Source organism: Variovorax sp. GW821-FHT09B01, from assembly GCF_059418345.1.
On the sequence record NZ_JBWKPQ010000029.1, the window covers coordinates 41,159 to 56,439 of the forward strand.

14 protein-coding genes are annotated in these 15,281 nt (G+C 69.2%); 7 read left to right on the forward strand and 7 right to left on the reverse strand.

All coding sequences use genetic code 11. The features are described from left to right. Window positions 1-86 precede the first annotated feature (86 nt). The gene (locus AC07RV_RS40565) at window positions 87-1,205 is read left to right on the forward strand and encodes an ABC transporter substrate-binding protein (RefSeq protein WP_296781174.1); all 1,119 of its coding nucleotides are present in this window, start codon (window positions 87-89) and stop codon (window positions 1,203-1,205) included. 164 nt (window positions 1,206-1,369) lie between these two features. Further along, window positions 1,370-2,491, forward strand: coding sequence for an ABC transporter substrate-binding protein (locus tag AC07RV_RS40570; protein ID WP_296781176.1), 1,122 nt, complete (start codon window positions 1,370-1,372; stop codon window positions 2,489-2,491). A 16-nt stretch (window positions 2,492-2,507) separates the two neighbouring features. Here AC07RV_RS40570 and AC07RV_RS40575 read toward each other — a convergent pair whose 3' ends face one another. From AC07RV_RS40575 to AC07RV_RS40595, 5 genes are all read right to left on the reverse strand, one after another. After that, window positions 2,508-2,669, reverse strand: coding sequence for a hypothetical protein (locus AC07RV_RS40575; RefSeq protein ID WP_172705265.1), 162 nt, complete (start codon window positions 2,667-2,669; stop codon window positions 2,508-2,510). A 125-nt stretch (window positions 2,670-2,794) separates the two neighbouring features. After that, window positions 2,795-4,489, reverse strand: a complete 1,695-nt coding sequence (locus AC07RV_RS40580; protein ID WP_093348143.1) for an MFS transporter — start codon at window positions 4,487-4,489, stop codon at window positions 2,795-2,797. A 175-nt stretch (window positions 4,490-4,664) separates the two neighbouring features. After that, window positions 4,665-5,309, reverse strand: a complete 645-nt coding sequence (locus AC07RV_RS40585; RefSeq protein ID WP_296781182.1) for a 2-hydroxychromene-2-carboxylate isomerase — start codon at window positions 5,307-5,309, stop codon at window positions 4,665-4,667. Beyond that, window positions 5,306-5,569: a DUF1289 domain-containing protein gene (locus AC07RV_RS40590; RefSeq protein WP_093348148.1), complete on the reverse strand. Its 264-nt coding sequence runs from the start codon at window positions 5,567-5,569 to the stop codon at window positions 5,306-5,308. The genes AC07RV_RS40585 and AC07RV_RS40590 overlap by 4 nt, the downstream gene beginning before the upstream one ends. Further along, the gene (locus tag AC07RV_RS40595; protein ID WP_057590723.1) at window positions 5,566-6,066 is read right to left on the reverse strand and encodes a YbaK/EbsC family protein; all 501 of its coding nucleotides are present in this window, start codon (window positions 6,064-6,066) and stop codon (window positions 5,566-5,568) included. Before AC07RV_RS40595 ends, AC07RV_RS40590 begins: the two co-directional genes overlap by 4 nt. A gap of 428 nt (window positions 6,067-6,494) precedes the next feature. Here AC07RV_RS40595 and nirB point away from each other — a divergent pair, with 428 nt between their 5' ends. From nirB to AC07RV_RS40615, 4 genes are read left to right on the forward strand one after another with little or no spacing between them, the layout of a single operon-like run. Beyond that, a complete protein-coding gene (gene nirB / locus AC07RV_RS40600) occupies window positions 6,495-9,023 on the forward strand; it encodes a nitrite reductase large subunit NirB (RefSeq protein WP_296781185.1) in 2,529 nt (842 codons plus the stop codon). A gap of 23 nt (window positions 9,024-9,046) precedes the next feature. Next, on the forward strand, window positions 9,047-9,388 hold the full coding sequence (gene nirD / locus AC07RV_RS40605; protein ID WP_203203000.1) for a nitrite reductase small subunit NirD: 342 nt from the start codon (window positions 9,047-9,049) through the stop codon (window positions 9,386-9,388). Window positions 9,389-9,434: 46 nt separating this feature from the next. Next, window positions 9,435-10,247 carry a formate/nitrite transporter family protein gene (locus AC07RV_RS40610; protein WP_093348160.1) on the forward strand — a complete coding sequence of 271 codons (813 nt, stop codon included), beginning with the start codon at window positions 9,435-9,437 and terminating at the stop codon, window positions 10,245-10,247. Window positions 10,248-10,257: 10 nt separating this feature from the next. Beyond that, window positions 10,258-12,006 (forward strand): bifunctional protein-serine/threonine kinase/phosphatase, encoded by a 1,749-nt coding sequence (locus tag AC07RV_RS40615; RefSeq protein ID WP_296781189.1) that lies wholly within the window; start codon window positions 10,258-10,260, stop codon window positions 12,004-12,006. A 6-nt stretch (window positions 12,007-12,012) separates the two neighbouring features. On the opposite strand, the gene AC07RV_RS40620 is transcribed toward AC07RV_RS40615, so the two are convergent. Together AC07RV_RS40620 and AC07RV_RS40625 are read right to left on the reverse strand one after the other, a co-directional pair. Next, window positions 12,013-12,933, reverse strand: a complete 921-nt coding sequence (locus AC07RV_RS40620) for a hydroxymethylglutaryl-CoA lyase (protein WP_296781190.1) — start codon at window positions 12,931-12,933, stop codon at window positions 12,013-12,015. Window positions 12,934-13,078: 145 nt separating this feature from the next. After that, complete coding sequence (locus tag AC07RV_RS40625; protein WP_209543911.1) at window positions 13,079-13,984, reverse strand: LysR substrate-binding domain-containing protein; 906 nt, start codon at window positions 13,982-13,984, stop codon at window positions 13,079-13,081. 142 nt (window positions 13,985-14,126) lie between these two features. Between AC07RV_RS40625 and AC07RV_RS40630 the strand changes: the two genes are divergently transcribed. Beyond that, the gene (locus tag AC07RV_RS40630) at window positions 14,127-15,275 is read left to right on the forward strand and encodes a CaiB/BaiF CoA transferase family protein (protein WP_296781192.1); all 1,149 of its coding nucleotides are present in this window, start codon (window positions 14,127-14,129) and stop codon (window positions 15,273-15,275) included. Window positions 15,276-15,281: the final 6 nt, after the last annotated feature.

A 15,281-nucleotide genomic window follows, 5' to 3' on the forward strand; every position in this document is an offset into this window, starting at 1 on the left:
GAATGGTGGATTTGATACTTTTAGAAACAAATAAGGCGTTGGTTTGCAACGATGGCGACGCCATCGCAACGAAGGGACGAACACACATGACGAAGAAGCACGGCCGCCTGCGCGCGGCACTGATCGCGCTCGGCGCGCTGGTTCTGCTGCCCGCGCAGGCGCAGATCCTGATCGGCCAGACCGCCGGCATGACGGGCCCGGTGGCCGCCAGCGTCAACGAGACCATCGGCGGCGCGCAGCTCGTGATCGATGCCGCCAATGCGCAGGGCGGCGTGCATGGCGAGAAGATCGAGGTGGTCCGGCTCGACGACGGCTTCGACGTCAAGCGCGCGGGCGAGAACGGCCGCGCACTGATCGAGGACAAAAAGGTGCTCGCGCTCTTCATGAGCCGCGGCACGCCGCACTCGCAGGCCATCATTCCCTGGCTCGACAAGCACGGCGTGGCGCTGATCGGGCCCTCCACCGGCGCGATGGTGCTGCACAAGCCGGTGCAGCGGAACGTGTTCAACGTGCGCGCCACCTACCAGCGCGAGGCCGAGAAGGCGGTGCAGCACCTGCTGACCATCGGCATGGTGCGCATCGCGGTCGTGCACGTGACCGACTCCTTCGGCGCCGATGCGCTCGAGGGCGCGATGACCGGCTTCGGCAAGGCCAAGGCGCAGCCCGCGGCCACCGTGCCGGCCGACCGCGACAAGCCCGACTACGCGGCCATCGTGCCCGCCATCGTCCAGGCCAAGGCGCAGGCGGTGCTGTGGATCGGCTCGGGCAGCGCAGTGGTCGAGGGCATCAAGGCGCTGCGCGCGGCCGGCTCGGCGGCGCAGGTGGTCACGCTGTCGAACAACGCCTCCTCGGGCTTCATCAAGCAGCTCGGCGAGGCCAGCCGCGGCGTGGTGGTCACGCAGGTGTTCCCGAGCGAGCGCTCGATCAGCTACCCGATGGTGAAGGAGGCGATCGCGCTCGCGAAGGCCAAGGGCCAGAACGAGCTCTCGCCCGCGGCGCTCGAAGGCTTCGCCTCGGCCAAGGTGCTGGTGGAGGCGCTGCGCCGCGCCGGCCCCAAGCCCACGCGCGCCCGCGTGGTGGCCGCGCTCGACGGCCTGCGCGACTACGACCTCGGCGGCCTCGAGATCAGCTACACGCCGCAGGACCACAGCGGCATCGATTTCGCCGACCTCTCGATCATCAGCGAGGGCCGCTTCAAGCGCTGAAGCGCCGCCTTTCCCTCTCGACGAAGCCGGGCCCAGTGCCCGGCTTTTTGCTTTTGCAAACAACGGTTTGACAGGGTTTGCACGAGGAATCGTATGTCACGTCTAGCTACACATAATTGCATTTGCTGACATGGACACGAATCCCGACGGGAAAGGTTTTGTCGATGAAGAAGAAGAAAAGGATCCCGCGCCTGCGCGCCGCCGCATTGCTGCTCGCACTCGCGGCGACCGGCGCCTCGGCCCAGATCGTGATCGGCCAGTCGGCCGACCTGTCGGGACCGGTGGCGGCCAGCGTGAAGGAGACGATCATGGGCTCGCAGCTGGTCATCGACCAGGTCAATGCCCAGGGCGGCATCAACGGCGAGCAGATCGAGGTCATCCGCATGGACGACGGCCTCGATGCCAAGCGCTCGCTCGAGAACTCGCGCATCCTGATCGAGGACAAGAAGGTGGTCGCGCTGCTGCTCAACCGCGGCACGCCCAACACGCTCGCGGTGATCCCGCTGCTCGACAAGCACGGCGTGCCGCTGGTCGGCCCGTCGACCGGCGCGATGGCGCTGCACAAGCCGGTGCAGAAGAACATCTTCAACGTGCGCTCCACCTACCAGCGCGAGGCCGAGAAGGCGGTGGTGCACCTGCAGACCACGGGCATCCAGCGCATCGCGGTGGTGCAGGCCGACGACTCCTTCGGCAAGGACGGCCTCGAGGGCGCGAACCGCGGCTTCGAGAAGGCCAATCTCAAGCCGGTGGTGATCGCGCTGGCCGACCGCAACAAGCCCGACTTCGCGGCCATCGTGCCGAAGCTCGTCGAGGCCAATGCGCAGGCCGTGCTGTGGATCGGCTCGGGCACCTCGGTGTCCGACGGCGTGAAGGCGCTGCGCGCCGCGGGCTCGGCCGCGCAGGTGGTCACGCTGTCGAACAACGCGGCCTCGGGCTTCATCAAGGACCTCGGCAGCGCGAGCCGCGGCGTGATCATCACGCAGGTGTTCCCCTACGAGCGCTCGTTCGGCAATCCGCTGATCAAGGAGGCCCTGGCGCTTGCCAAGGCCAAGGGCCAGGAAGACCTGTCGCCCGCGCTGCTCGAAGGCTTCGTGGCGACCAAGGTGCTGGTGGAGGCGCTGCGCCGCACCGGGCCGAAGCCCACGCGCGCGCGGCTGCTGGCCACGCTCAATGCCTTCCAGTACGACCCGGGTGGCGGGCTCGACATTTCCTACTCGCCGACCGATCACACGGGCATCGAATACGTCGACCTGTCGATCGTGAGCGACGGCCGCTTCAAGCGCTAGGCAGCGCTTCGGAGACTTACTTCGGCGCGCTCGCAGCGGCAGCCGGCGCCGCGGGTGCCGGCTCGTGCACTTCCACGCCGTGCTTCTCGCCCGACATGTCGACCTTGTCGCCGGCCTTCGAGATCACGTACAGCGCGATGGCCGCGAAGATGGCGAAGCCGACTGCGATTTTCCACATGGGTTCTGTCTCCTGAGATGGGTAATGCGGGGTTCAAGAAAAAGGCCTCATGCCGAGGGTCGGCATGAAGCCTCTTTGTTGAACGGAGGACGCGTAGCGCCCTCCTTTCATCGGCGCCGCGGCGCTCAGTCGTGGGCGTAGATGTCCACGTCCTTCGTTTCGCGGATGAACAGCGTGCCGATCACCAGCGTGATGCCCGCGATGATGATCGGGTACCAGAGGCCGTTGTACATGTTGCCGGTGGAGGCCACGATGGCGAAGGCGGTGGTCGGCAGCAGGCCGCCGAACCAGCCGTTGCCGATGTGGTAAGGCAGGCTCATCGAGGTGTAGCGGATGCGCGTGGGGAACAGCTCGACCAGCATCGCGGCGATCGGCCCGTAGACCATGGTCACCAGCAGCACCAGCCAGAACAGCAGCAGCACCGTCAGCAGCTTGTTCATCTTCGCGGGGTCGGCCTTGGCCGGGTAGCCCGCGATCTTCAGGTCCTCGGCCACGCCCTTCTTGAAGGCGGCGATCTCCTTGGCGGAGGTCTCGTCGAACTTGAGGTTCACGACGTTGCCGATCGGTGCTTCCACCGTCTTGTCGCCGATCTTCACGACGGCCTTCGAACCCGGCGCGCCGGCCACGTTCTCATAGCTCACCGAGTTCTGCACCAGGTAGCGCTTGGCGATGTCGCAGGAGCTGCGGAAGTCGATCTCGCGGGCCACGGGGTTGCCCTGGAACGAGCAGGTCGCGGGGTCGGCGGTCACGGTCACGCCGGCCGTGGCCTGGGCCTTGGCGAGGTCGGGGTTGGCGGCCTCGGTCAGCATCTTGAAGACCGGGAAGTAGGTCACCACGGCCAGCAGGCAGCCGGCCATGATGATCGGCTTGCGGCCGATCTTGTCCGACAGGGTGCCGAAGATCACGAAGAACGGGGTGCCGAGCAGCAGCGCGGCGGCGATCATCAGGTTGGCGGTGGTCGCATCGACCTTGAGCTGCGCGGTCAGGAAGAAGAGCGCGTAGAACTGGCCCGAGTACCAGACCACGGCCTGGCCGGCGGTCAGGCCCACCAGTGCCAGGATCACGATCTTGAGGTTCTTCCACTCGCCGAAGGATTCGGCCAGCGGCGCCTTCGAGGTCTTGCCCTCGGCCTTCATGCGCTGGAACGCGGGCGATTCCGACAGCGACAGGCGGATCCACACCGAGATGCCGAGCAGCAGGATCGAGACCAGGAACGGAATGCGCCAGCCCCAGTCGTTGAACACCGCTTCGCCCAGGCCTTCGCGCACGCCCAGGATCACGATCAGGCTCAGGAACAGGCCGAGCGTGGCCGTGGTCTGGATCCACGAGGTGTAGGCACCGCGCTTGCCGTGCGGCGCGTGCTCGGCCACGTAGGTGGCGGCACCGCCGTACTCGCCGCCGAGCGCGAGGCCCTGCAGCATGCGCAGCGCGATCAGGATCACCGGCGCCGCGACGCCGATGGTCGCGTAGCTGGGCAGCAGGCCGACGATGAAGGTCGACAGGCCCATGATCAGGATCGTGACCAGGAAGGTGTACTTGCGCCCGATCATGTCGCCGAGCCGGCCGAACACGATGGCGCCGAACGGACGCACCAGGAAACCGGCCGCGAAGGCCAGCAGCGCGAAGATGAAGGCCGCGCCCGCATCGAGGCCGCTGAAGAACTGCTTCGCGATGATCGCCGCGAGCGAACCGTAGAGGTAGAAGTCGTACCACTCGAACACGGTTCCCAGCGAAGAAGCGAAGATGACCTTCTTCTCCTCCGCCGACATGGGCCGGGGGGCCGGATGCGGCACTCCCCGTGAATCTAGTGTGGCTGCCATTGATCGTCTCCTGTGTATGCGTTCATGCGGCGCCCGAATTCGGGACCGTGGGGCATTCTTGGAGGCGCGACTGACCCGAGCCTTTCGCGAAACTGAACGGGCGCTTACGGATTAAGGTGAAACCCTCGACGCACGTTTCAGCCTGTAAGAAATGCAGCGTCGGTGCTGCGGATGCTCAGTTTTTGCTGCTGCGCAGCAGGGCCGGACGCTGGTCGGCCTCGGCCCATTGCGGGCCGTCGAACCAGGCATCGCCCGCGAGGTAGGCGCGCAGCATCGCGAGGCCGTCGAAGCCCCAGAACAGCCGGCCGTCGACCGCATAGGCCGGCGTGCCGAACACGCCGAGCGCAATCGCGTCCGCGGTGTTGCGCTGGAGCAGGGCCTTGCTCTCGTCGCTGCCGGCATCGCGACGCGGTTGCAGTTGCGCGGTGAGCGCGGCCAGCCGCGCGGGATCGGCCGCCTCGAGGCCGCCGCGCCAGACGTGGCGGAAGACGGTCTCGGCCACCAGCCGGCTCACGCGGCCGTCGTCGGAGGTGGAGAGCGCGAGCCGCAGGTGCGCGAGCGGGTTGTAGGGATGCGAGGCCGGCATCGCGATCTCGATGCCGTGCTGGTGGCCCAGCCACAGCACGTGGCGGTAGGTCCAGCCGCGCTTGGCGGGAATCTCGGCCGGCCCGAGCTGGCCGTGCGCCTTGAGCACCGCGCCCAGCAGCACCGGGCGGTAGTCCACGCTGTAGCTCAGGCCCTCGAGCGCTTGCGGCAGCTGCTCGAACGCGAGATAGGCATAGGGCGAGATGAAGTCCAGGTAGAAGTCGATGTGCTTCATGCGTCGATGTCTCCGATGGCCGGCGCCCGCCAGATGCCGGCCCGGGCCCGCCACTCTATCGCGCGCCAGACCTGCCGCCGCTCGTCGTCCTCCATGCGGCTCCAGCCCGCGATCTCGGGGATGGTGCGCAGGCAGCCCTCGCAGAAGCCGCTGAGCCGGTCCATGCGGCACACCGAGCTGCAGGGCGAGGGCACCGGCTCGGCCAGCCCCCGCAGTTCGGCGGCGCGGTCGGCCAGGGCCTGCGCTTCGGCGACGTTCACGCCGCGGCCACCACCACGTCGGCCACCGGCGCGCCCGTGAGCGTCTCGAGGTCGTGCGGACGCAGCTGGAACACCGCATGCGGATGGCCCGCGGCGGCCCAGATCTCCTCGAAGCGGAACAGCTCGCGGTCGATCAGCACCACCGGCTTCGTGACATGGCCCACGGGCGACACGCCGCCGATGGTGAAGCCGGTGCGCGCCTTCACGAAGTCGGCGTCGGCGCGGCCGGTCTTGCCGACGATCGCATCGACCTTCTTCTCGTCGACGCGCCGGTCGCCCGAGGTGATGACCAGCACCGCGACCTCGTCGCTCTTGCGCCGGAAGATGATGCTCTTGGCGATCTGGCCGACCGCGATGCCGAGCGCGTCGGCCGCCTGCTGCGCGGTGCGGCAGGCGTCGTCGAGCATGCGCGGCGCATGCGGATGGCCAGCGTCCTGGAGCACGCGCGCGACGCGCTGGACACCGTCGGGAAGGGAATGGAGTTCGGAGCCGCACATGGCTTGGGTCTTCGGAGTTCGTGGGGGCGTGCGCCCCGCGTTGCAGGCTCCCGAGCATACGAAAAAGCCCCGGGCCCCGGCGCCGCCGCCGCGCGGCCACCCTTTCGGGCACCGCACCAATGCGGGCAGCGCCGCACCGCGGCCGCGCCACTTTGGGTGCGATTGCGGTGCGCGCACGGGCCGCCACCGGTCTTTTTCGGCGGCATGGATATTGCTCGACCTCATCGCGGACCTCCCGGCCTGGGTGGGTCCGCAGTGCCTCCGCTAACGACGGCGGGGTTCGAGCGAGCCGATGGCGATGAGCCGCCGGATTCGTTTGTCCATCCGATTATTCGCATCCGTTCCGTCGCGGAGGCCCCCTGCCGCTGTCGCCCCGACAGCCCCGGTGGCCTGCATCCGAGGACCGGCTGCCCCCGCAGGACCTCACCATGAAAATCGCAGTCATCGGCCACGGCATGGTCGGCCACAAGTTCCTCGAGCAGCTCCACGCGCTCGGCATTCCCGGCGCGGAAGTCACCGTCCTGTGCGAGGAGCCCCGGCCGGCCTACGACCGGGTGCACCTGTCCGAGTTCTTCGCGGGCAAGACGGCCGAAGACCTCTCGCTGGTCGAGCCCGGCTTCTTCGAGCGCAGCGGCTTCACGCTGCGCCTGGCCGCGCGCGCGGTGGCGGTCGAGCGGCGCAACAACACCGTCACCACGGCCGACGGCGAGGTCGTGGCCTACGACAAGCTGGTGCTGGCCACCGGCTCCTTCCCCTTCGTGCCCGCGGTGCCGGGCCGCGACCGGCCCCACTGCTTCGTCTACCGCACCATCGAGGACCTCGAGGCGATGAAGGAATGCGGCGCGCGCTCGCGCAGCGGCGTGGTGGTGGGCGGCGGCCTGCTCGGCCTCGAATGCGCGAAGGCGCTGCGCGACATGGGCCTCGAGACCCACGTGGTGGAGTTCGCGCCGCGGCTGATGGCGGTGCAGGTCGACGAGGGCGGCGGCCGCGCGCTGCGCGAGAGCATCGAGGCGCTGGGCCTGCACGTGCACACCGGCCGCAACACGGTGGAGATCGTCGACGGCGCCGCCGCGCGCCACCGCATGGTGTTCGCCGACGGCAGCTACCTCGAGACCGACATGATCGTGTTCTCGGCCGGCATCCGCCCGCGCGACGAACTCGCGCGCCAGTGCCTGCTGGCCGTGGGCCCGCGCGGCGGCGTGGCGGTCGACGACCACTGCCGCACCAGCGACCGCAACGTCTACGCGATCGGCGAATGCGCCTCGTGGAACGAGCAGACCTTCGGCCTGGTCGCGCCCGGCTACGACATGGCGCGCGTGGCGGCGCGCCACATCGCCGGCGAGCACGAGGCCGCCTTCACCGGCGCCGACATGAGCACCAAGCTCAAGCTGATGGGCGTGGACGTGGCGAGCATCGGCGACGCGCACGGCAGGACGCCGAAGTCGCGCGCCTACCAGTTCATCGACGAGCGCAAGAAGGTCTACAAGAAGATCGTCGTCAGCGAGGACGGCAAGCTGCTGCTCGGCGCGGTGCTGGTGGGCGACGCCGCCGAATACGGCACCCTGCTGCAGATGGCGCTCAACGGCATCGCGCTGCCCGAGGATCCCGAGTTCCTGATCCTGCCCTCGAGCGACGGCAAGGCCAAGCCTGGCCTGGGCGTCGACGCCTTGCCCGACAGCGCCCAGATCTGCTCGTGCAACGACGTCAGCAAGGGGCAGATCTGCGAGGCCGTGGGCCAGGGCGCCTGCACCCCGGCCGCGATGAAGGCCTGCACCAAGGCCGGCGCCACCTGCGGCGGCTGCGTGCCGCTGGTCACGCAGGTCATGAAGATGGAGATGGCCAGGCGCGGCATGGCCGTCGACAACCACCTCTGCGAGCACTTCCCCTACTCGCGCCAGGAGCTCTACCACCTGATCCGCGTGGGCGAGATCCGCAGCTTCGCCGACCTGCTCGCCAGGCACGGCAAGGGCCTGGGCTGCGACATCTGCAAGCCCGTGGCCGCGAGCATCTTCGCCTCGTGCTGGAACGAGTTCGTGCTCAAGAAGGACCTGGCCGCGCTGCAGGACAGCAACGACTACTTCCTCGGCAACATCCAGAAGGACGGCACCTACTCGGTGGTGCCGCGCATGCCGGGTGGCGAGGTCACGCCCGACGGGCTGATCGCGGTCGGCCAGGTGGCGAAGAAGTACGGCCTCTACACCAAGATCACCGGCGGCGCGCGCGTGGACATGTTCGGCGCGCGCGTCGAGCAGTTGCCCGCGATCTGGGAGGAACTGATCGCGGCCGGCTTCGAGTCGGGCCATGCCTACGGCAAGTCGCTGCGCACGGTGAAGAGCTGCGTCGGCTCGACCTGGTGCCGCTACGGCGTGGACGACAGCGTGGGCCTCGCGGTCGAGCTCGAGAACCGCTACAAGGGCCTGCGCGCGCCGCACAAGATCAAGTTCGGCGTCTCGGGCTGCACGCGCGAATGCGCCGAGGCGCAGGGCAAGGACGTGGGCGTGATCGCCACCGACAAGGGCTGGAACCTCTACGTCTGCGGCAACGGCGGCATGAAGCCGCGCCATGCCGAGCTGCTCGCGAGCGACCTGTCGAAGGCCGAGCTGATCCGCCTGATCGACCGCTTCCTGATGTTCTACGTGCGCACCGCCGACCGGCTGCAGCGCACCAGCACCTGGCGCGAGAGTCTCGAGGGCGGCCTCGACTACCTCAAGGGCGTGCTGCTGCAGGACACGCTGGGCCTCAACGCCGAGCTCGAGACCCAGATGCAGGCCGTGGTCGACACCTACCAGTGCGAGTGGAAGACCGCCGTCAACGACCCGGCCACGCGCCAGCGCTTCCGCTCCTTCGTCAACAGCGACAAGCCCGACGAGCACATCGTGTTCGTGAGCGAGCGCGGCCAGAAGCGGCCGGCGCGCGCCAAGGAGCGCAGCGAGGCCGCCGACGTCTCGATGGCCTGATGCACAACGAAAGAGGAAGCCCCATGACCCAGCAAGACCTGCACTGGACCGCCGTGTGCGCGGCCACCGACATCCTGCCCGACACCGGCGTGTGCGCGCTGGTCGAGGGCGTGCACGTGGCGATCTTCCGCGTCGGCCAGGAGGCCACGCTCTACGCCATCGACAACGTCGACCCGAAGGCCGGCGCCAGCGTGCTGTCGCGCGGGCTGGTCGGCAGCCTCGGCGACCGCATCGTGGTCGCCTCGCCGCTCTACAAGAACCACTTCGACCTGCGCAGCGGCGAATGCCTCGAGGCGCCCGAGCACTCGGTGCGCGCGCATGCGGTGCGCGAGCACGAGGGCCGCGTGCTCGTCGCGCTGGCCTGAGGCGCGCTCCCCTTCCCCGACATTCCATTTCTTCCCAAGGATCCCCATGGCCTATCTAGCCCCCGCCGAGTTCGTCACCAAGATGGTCGATGCCGGCGAATCCAAGCTGCTGATGTCCACGCGCGACACGCTGATCCGCTCGTACATGGCCGGCGCCATCCTCGCGCTGGCGGCGGCCTTCGCGGTCAGCATCACGGTCAACACCGGCAATGCGCTGGTCGGCGCGATGCTGTTCCCGGTCGGCTTCATCATGCTGTACCTGCTGGGCTTCGACCTGCTGACCGGCGTCTTCACCCTGGCGCCGCTCGCGGTGCTCGACAAGCGCCCCGGCGCCACCTGGGGCGGCGTGATGCGCAACTGGGGCCTGGTGTTCGTCGGCAATTTCGCGGGCGCGCTCACGGTCGCGGTGTTCATGGCGATCATCTTCACCTTCGGTTTCAGCGAGGCGCCCAACGCCATCGGCGAGCGGCTCGGCCACATCGGCGAGGGCCGCACGGTCGGCTATTCCGCGCATGGCGCGGCCGGCATGCTGACGCTGTTCATCCGCGGCGTGATGTGCAACTGGATGGTGTCGACCGGCGTGGTCGCGGCCATGATGTCGACCACCGTCTCGGGCAAGGCGATCGGCATGTGGATGCCCGTGATGATCTTCTTCTACATGGGCTTCGAACATTCGATCGTCAACATGTTCCTGTTCCCCACCGGCCTGATGCTCGGCGGCAAGTTCACGCTGATGGACTACCTGATCTGGAACGAGCTGCCCACGGTGATCGGCAACCTGGTCGGTGGCCTGAGCTTCGTCGGCCTCACGCTCTACGCCACGCACTACAAGACGGCGCCCAAGCGCGTCGCGGGCTGATCGCGCATCCATGGCCGCCGGGCGCCAGGCGCCGCGCGTCACGCTGGGCCAGCACTCGCTGGCCGGCGTCGGGTCGGCGGTCAACCAGGACTTCCATGGCGCGATGCTGCCCGAGGGGGCGCAGCGCGCCGCCAAGGGCATCGCGCTCGCGCTGGCCGACGGCATCGGCTCGAGCCGCGTGAGCCAGGTCGCGAGCGCGGCCGCCGTGCGCGGCTTCCTCGAGGACTACTACGCCACCTCCGACGCCTGGTCGGTGCGCCGTGCGGCGCAGCGCGTGCTGGGCGCCACCAACTCCTGGCTGCACGCGCAGACCATGCGCAGCGACGCGCGCTTCGACAAGGACAGCGGCTACGTCTGCACCTTCAGCGCGCTGATCCTCAAGGGCCGCGAGCTGCACCTGCTGCACGTGGGCGATGCGCGCATCTACCGCGTGCATGCGCTCGCGCTCGAGCAGCTCACCGACGACCACCGCGTGCATGTCTCGTCGGTGGAGTCGTACCTGGGCCGCGCGCTGGGCGCGGGCCCCAACGTCGAGATCGACTACCGCTGCTGGGAGGCCGAGGCCGGCGAGGTCTACCTGCTCGCCACCGACGGCGCGCATGCGCACCTCGATGCCGCCGCCGTGAACGACGCGCTGGTGCGCTGCGCCGGCGACCTCGACGCGGCCGCGCTGCGCCTGGTGCAGATCGCCCGCGCGCGCGGCGGCCAGGACGATGCCACCGTGCAGCTGCTGCGCATCGACGAGCTGCCCGCGCCCGATGCGCCGGCGCTGCCGCTCGAGCGCGAAGGGCTCGCGCTGCCGCCGCCGCTGGCGCCGCGCGACCGCTTCGAGGGCTTCACGCTGGTGCGCGAGATCCACCTGAGTTCGCGCAGCCACGTCTACCTCGCCACCGACGACGCCAGCGGCCGCCCCGCGGTGCTGAAGCTGCCCTCGGTGGACCTGCGCGAGGACGCCGCCTATCTCGATCGCTTCGTGCTCGAGGAATGGGTGGCGCGGCGCATCGACAGCCCGCACGTGCTCAAGGCCTGGCCGCTGGAGCGCGCGCGCGGCCACCTGTTCGTTGCGATGGAGTACGTGGAGGGCCAGACGCTCGCGCAGTGGATGGTCGACCATCCGCGGCCCTCGCTCGACAGCGTGCGCGCCATCGTCGCGCAGCTCGCGCGCGGCCTGCAGGCGATGCACGGCAAGGAGATGCTGCACCAAGACCTGCGGCCCGAGAACGCGATGATCGACCGCGCGGGCACGGTCAAGCTGATCGACCTGGCCGCCACCCACGTGGCCGGGCTCGACGACGGCGGCGGCGAGCCGCGCGCACTCGCGATCGAGGGCACGCCGCAGTACACCGCGCCCGAATACTTCACGGGCCAGGGCGGCACGGCGCGCTCCGACCTGTTCTCGCTGGCCGTGATCGCCTACCGCATGCTGAGCGGCCAACTGCCCTACGGGCTGCAGGCTTCGCGCATCCGCAGCGCGGCCGATGCCAACCGCCTGCGCTACGTGCCGCTGCGGCACTTCCGGCCCGAGCTGCCGGCCTGGATCGACGCGGTGCTGCAGAAGGCGCTGCATCCGCAGCCCGCGAAGCGGCAGCAGGCGGTGTCGGAGTTCGCGCACGACCTGCAGTCGCCGGGCGCCGAGTTCCTGCGCGCGCGAATGCCGGCGCTGATCGAGCGCCGGCCTGTGCTGTTCTGGCAATGCACCACGGTGCTGCTGGCCGTGGCGGTGGTGGTGCTGCTCGGTCTGCGCGCCTTCGGGCGCTGACGGCGCTCAGCCCGCGCGCTTGGTGCGGATCGCCTTCGAAGCGCGCGAGTTCGGCTCGCGGCCCAGCGCCTCGCTGATGTAGACGCCGGCGTCGATCAGCTTGTCGAGATCGATGCCGGTCTCGATGCCCATGCCGTGCAGCATGTAGACCACGTCCTCGGTCGCCACGTTGCCGGTCGCGCCCTTGGCATAGGGGCAGCCGCCGAGGCCGGCCGAGGAGGACTGGAAGTTCCACACGCCCAGCTCGAGCGCCGCCAGCGTGTTGACCAGCGCCTGCCCGTAGGTGTCGTGGAAGTGGCCGGAGATGGCGTCGACGCCGAAGTGGGCCAGCGTGGCCTCCATCGCCGCCTGCACCTTGCGCGGCGTGCCCACGCCGATGGTGTCGGCCACGTCGACGCGCTGCACGCCGATGCCCTTCATCAGCTGCGCGAGGTAGCCGACCTTGGCCGGGGCGATCTCGCCTTCGTAGGGGCAGCCGACCGTGCACGACATCGCGCCGCGCACGCGGATGCCCTTGTCGAGCGCCGCGGCCACCACGGGCGCGAAGCGCTCGATGCTCTCGGCGATCGAGCAGTTGATGTTCTTCTGGCTGAAGGCCTCGCTGGCGGCGCCGAACACCACGATCTCGTCGGGCCATTCCGCGCGCGGCGCGGCGATGGCGGCCTCGAAGCCCTTGAAGTTGGGCGTGAGCACCGAGTAGCGCACGCCGGGCTTGCGCTTTATGCCGTGCATCACCTCGGCGTTGTCGGCCATCTGCGGCACCCACTTCGGGCTCACGAAGCTGGTGACCTCGATCTCCTCGAGGCCGGCGTCCTGCAGCCGGTGCACCAGGCCGATCTTGGTCTCGGCCGAAACCGGCTGCTTCTCGTTCTGCAGCCCGTCGCGCGGGCCGACGTCGACGATCTGGACGCGGGTGGGGAGTTTCATGGCTTGTCTCTGGTGTCGCGGGAGGATGGAAAAGCGGAATCCATTGTCCGGCAGATGGGCCCGGCCTGCCTGGTACACAAGGCGCGGAAGGTAGCAATGCGCGCCAGAGCGGTTGCAAATGGTGCCAGCCTCCTTCGCACAGGGACTAGCCGTCGCTGCGCTCGAGCATGCTGGTGCGGAACGCCATCTTGCGCACGATGGCCGCGAAGGCGCGCGTGGGCGCCGCCTCGCGCGCCTTCGGTGCCCACAGCATGCCGGGCGTGCGCACCGGCGTCGGGCTCTCGAGCCGCACGGTCGCGAGCCCCGAGTTCGGCAGCACCGCGTTGGCCGAGACGATGGCCGCGAGCCGCGTCTTCGCCACCAGTCCCATGATCGGCGCCAGCGTGTTGATCTCGGCCACCACCTGAGGCTCGGCGCCGCAGGAGCGGAAGCACTCGTCGAGCATCTGCCGCGTGGCGAAGCTCGCGGGCAAGAGCGCCATCGGCAGCCGGTGCAGCTCGACCATGCGCAGGCGCTTGCGCCGCGCCAGCGGATGGTCGTGCGCCACCACCAGCACCATCTCCTCGTTGTAGAGCGGCTCGAACTGCAGCGGCCCGGGCTGGGCCGGCCGGTAGGCGATGCCGAGGTCGAGCGTGCCCTGCTGCAGCCGCTGGCCGATCAGGTCGGCCGCGAGTTCGTCGACCATCACCCGCACCCGCGGATAACGCTGCTGGAAGCCCGCGATGCAGTCGGGAATGAAGCCGAGGTTGAAGGTGTGGGTGGAGCCGATGCGCAGCTCGCCGGCCGCCTCCTGCGGGTCCTCGCGCAGCGCGCCGAGGCCGCGGTCGATCTCCTGCAGCGCGCGCGTGGCGTGGTGCAGGAAGGCCTCGCCGGCCTCGGTCAGCGCCACGCGCTTGCCGATGCGGTCGAACAGCGGCCGGCCCAGCTCCTCCTCGAGCTGCTTGATCTGGTGCGACAGCGTGGACTGCGTGACGTGCAGCCGCTCGGCCGCGCGCGTGAAGTTGAGCGAGCCGGCCAGGGCGCTGAAGTAGCGCAGGTGCCGCAGTTCCATGGAGGCCTTCCGTTGCATCGAACGATCGATGTCATCGATGGTATCCATGCAAAACCATCATTGTTAAAAATCGGGCCGCCTGCATAGAGTTCGCTCCCATCCCGCGAGGGCATGACACGACACGACAGCAGGAGACACACGAGTGCACAAGGTCCTCAGCGGCATCAAGGTGCTGGAGCAAGGCACGTTCATCACGGGGCCGGCGGCCGGCATGTTCCTGGCCGACCTGGGCGCCGAGGTGGTCAAGGTGGAGCAGCCCGGCAGCGGCGATCCGTTCCGCTCGTTCCGCGGCGGGCTCTACAGCCCGCACTTCCAGACCTACAACCGCAACAAGCGCAGCGTCACGCTCAATCCCAAGCTGGCCGAGGACGCGGCGGTGTTCGACGAGCTGGTGAAGGACTCGGACGTCTACATCCAGAACTTCCGCCCCGGCGCGGCCGAGCGGCTGGGCGCGGGCGAGGCACGGCTGCGCGAACTCAATCCGCGGCTGGTCTACTGCGCCATCAGCGGCTTCGGCCAGACCGGCCCGGCCGCGGCGCGCCCGGCCTACGACACGGTGGCGCAGGCGGCCAGCGCCTTCCTCAAGCTCTTGGTGAACCCGGCCAATCCGCGCGTGGTGGGCCCGGCCGTGGCCGACGCGATGACCGGCTTCTACGCGGCCTACGGCGTGCTCGGCGCGCTGGTCGAGCGCGGGCGCACCGGCCAGGGCCGCAAGGTCGAGGTCTCGATGCTCGAGGCCATGTGCCACTTCAACCTCGACGCCTTCACGCACTACTTCTCCGAGAACGAGATCATGGGTCCGTTCAGCCGGCCCAGCGTCTCGCAGTCGTACGTGCTCGAGTGCGCCGACGGCCTGTGGATCGCGCTGCACATGTCCTCGCCCGAGAAGTTCTGGCAGGGCCTGGCCAACGCGATCGAGCGGCCCGACCTGTTCCAGGACGCGCGCTTCGCCACGCGCGAGGGCCGCATCGCGCACCAGAACGACCTGATCGCGCTGCTCGACGGCCTGTTCCGCGCACGCACGCGCGCCGACTGGTGCGCGCGGCTCGAGGCCGAGGACGTGCCGCATGCGCCCATGTACGACACGCGCGAGGCCATGGAGGACCCGCAGGCGCGCCACCTGCAGCTCGAGGTCAGCGCGCCCCATCCCGAGGGCGGCGACTGGCGCACCATCCGCTCGCCCGTGAGCTTCGACGGCGAGCGCGCGCTCGAGGTCACGGCGCCGCCGGTGCTGGGCGCCGACAACGCGGCGATCGTCGAACCCATACGCCGACGCCTGCAGCAGCGCTGACGCATT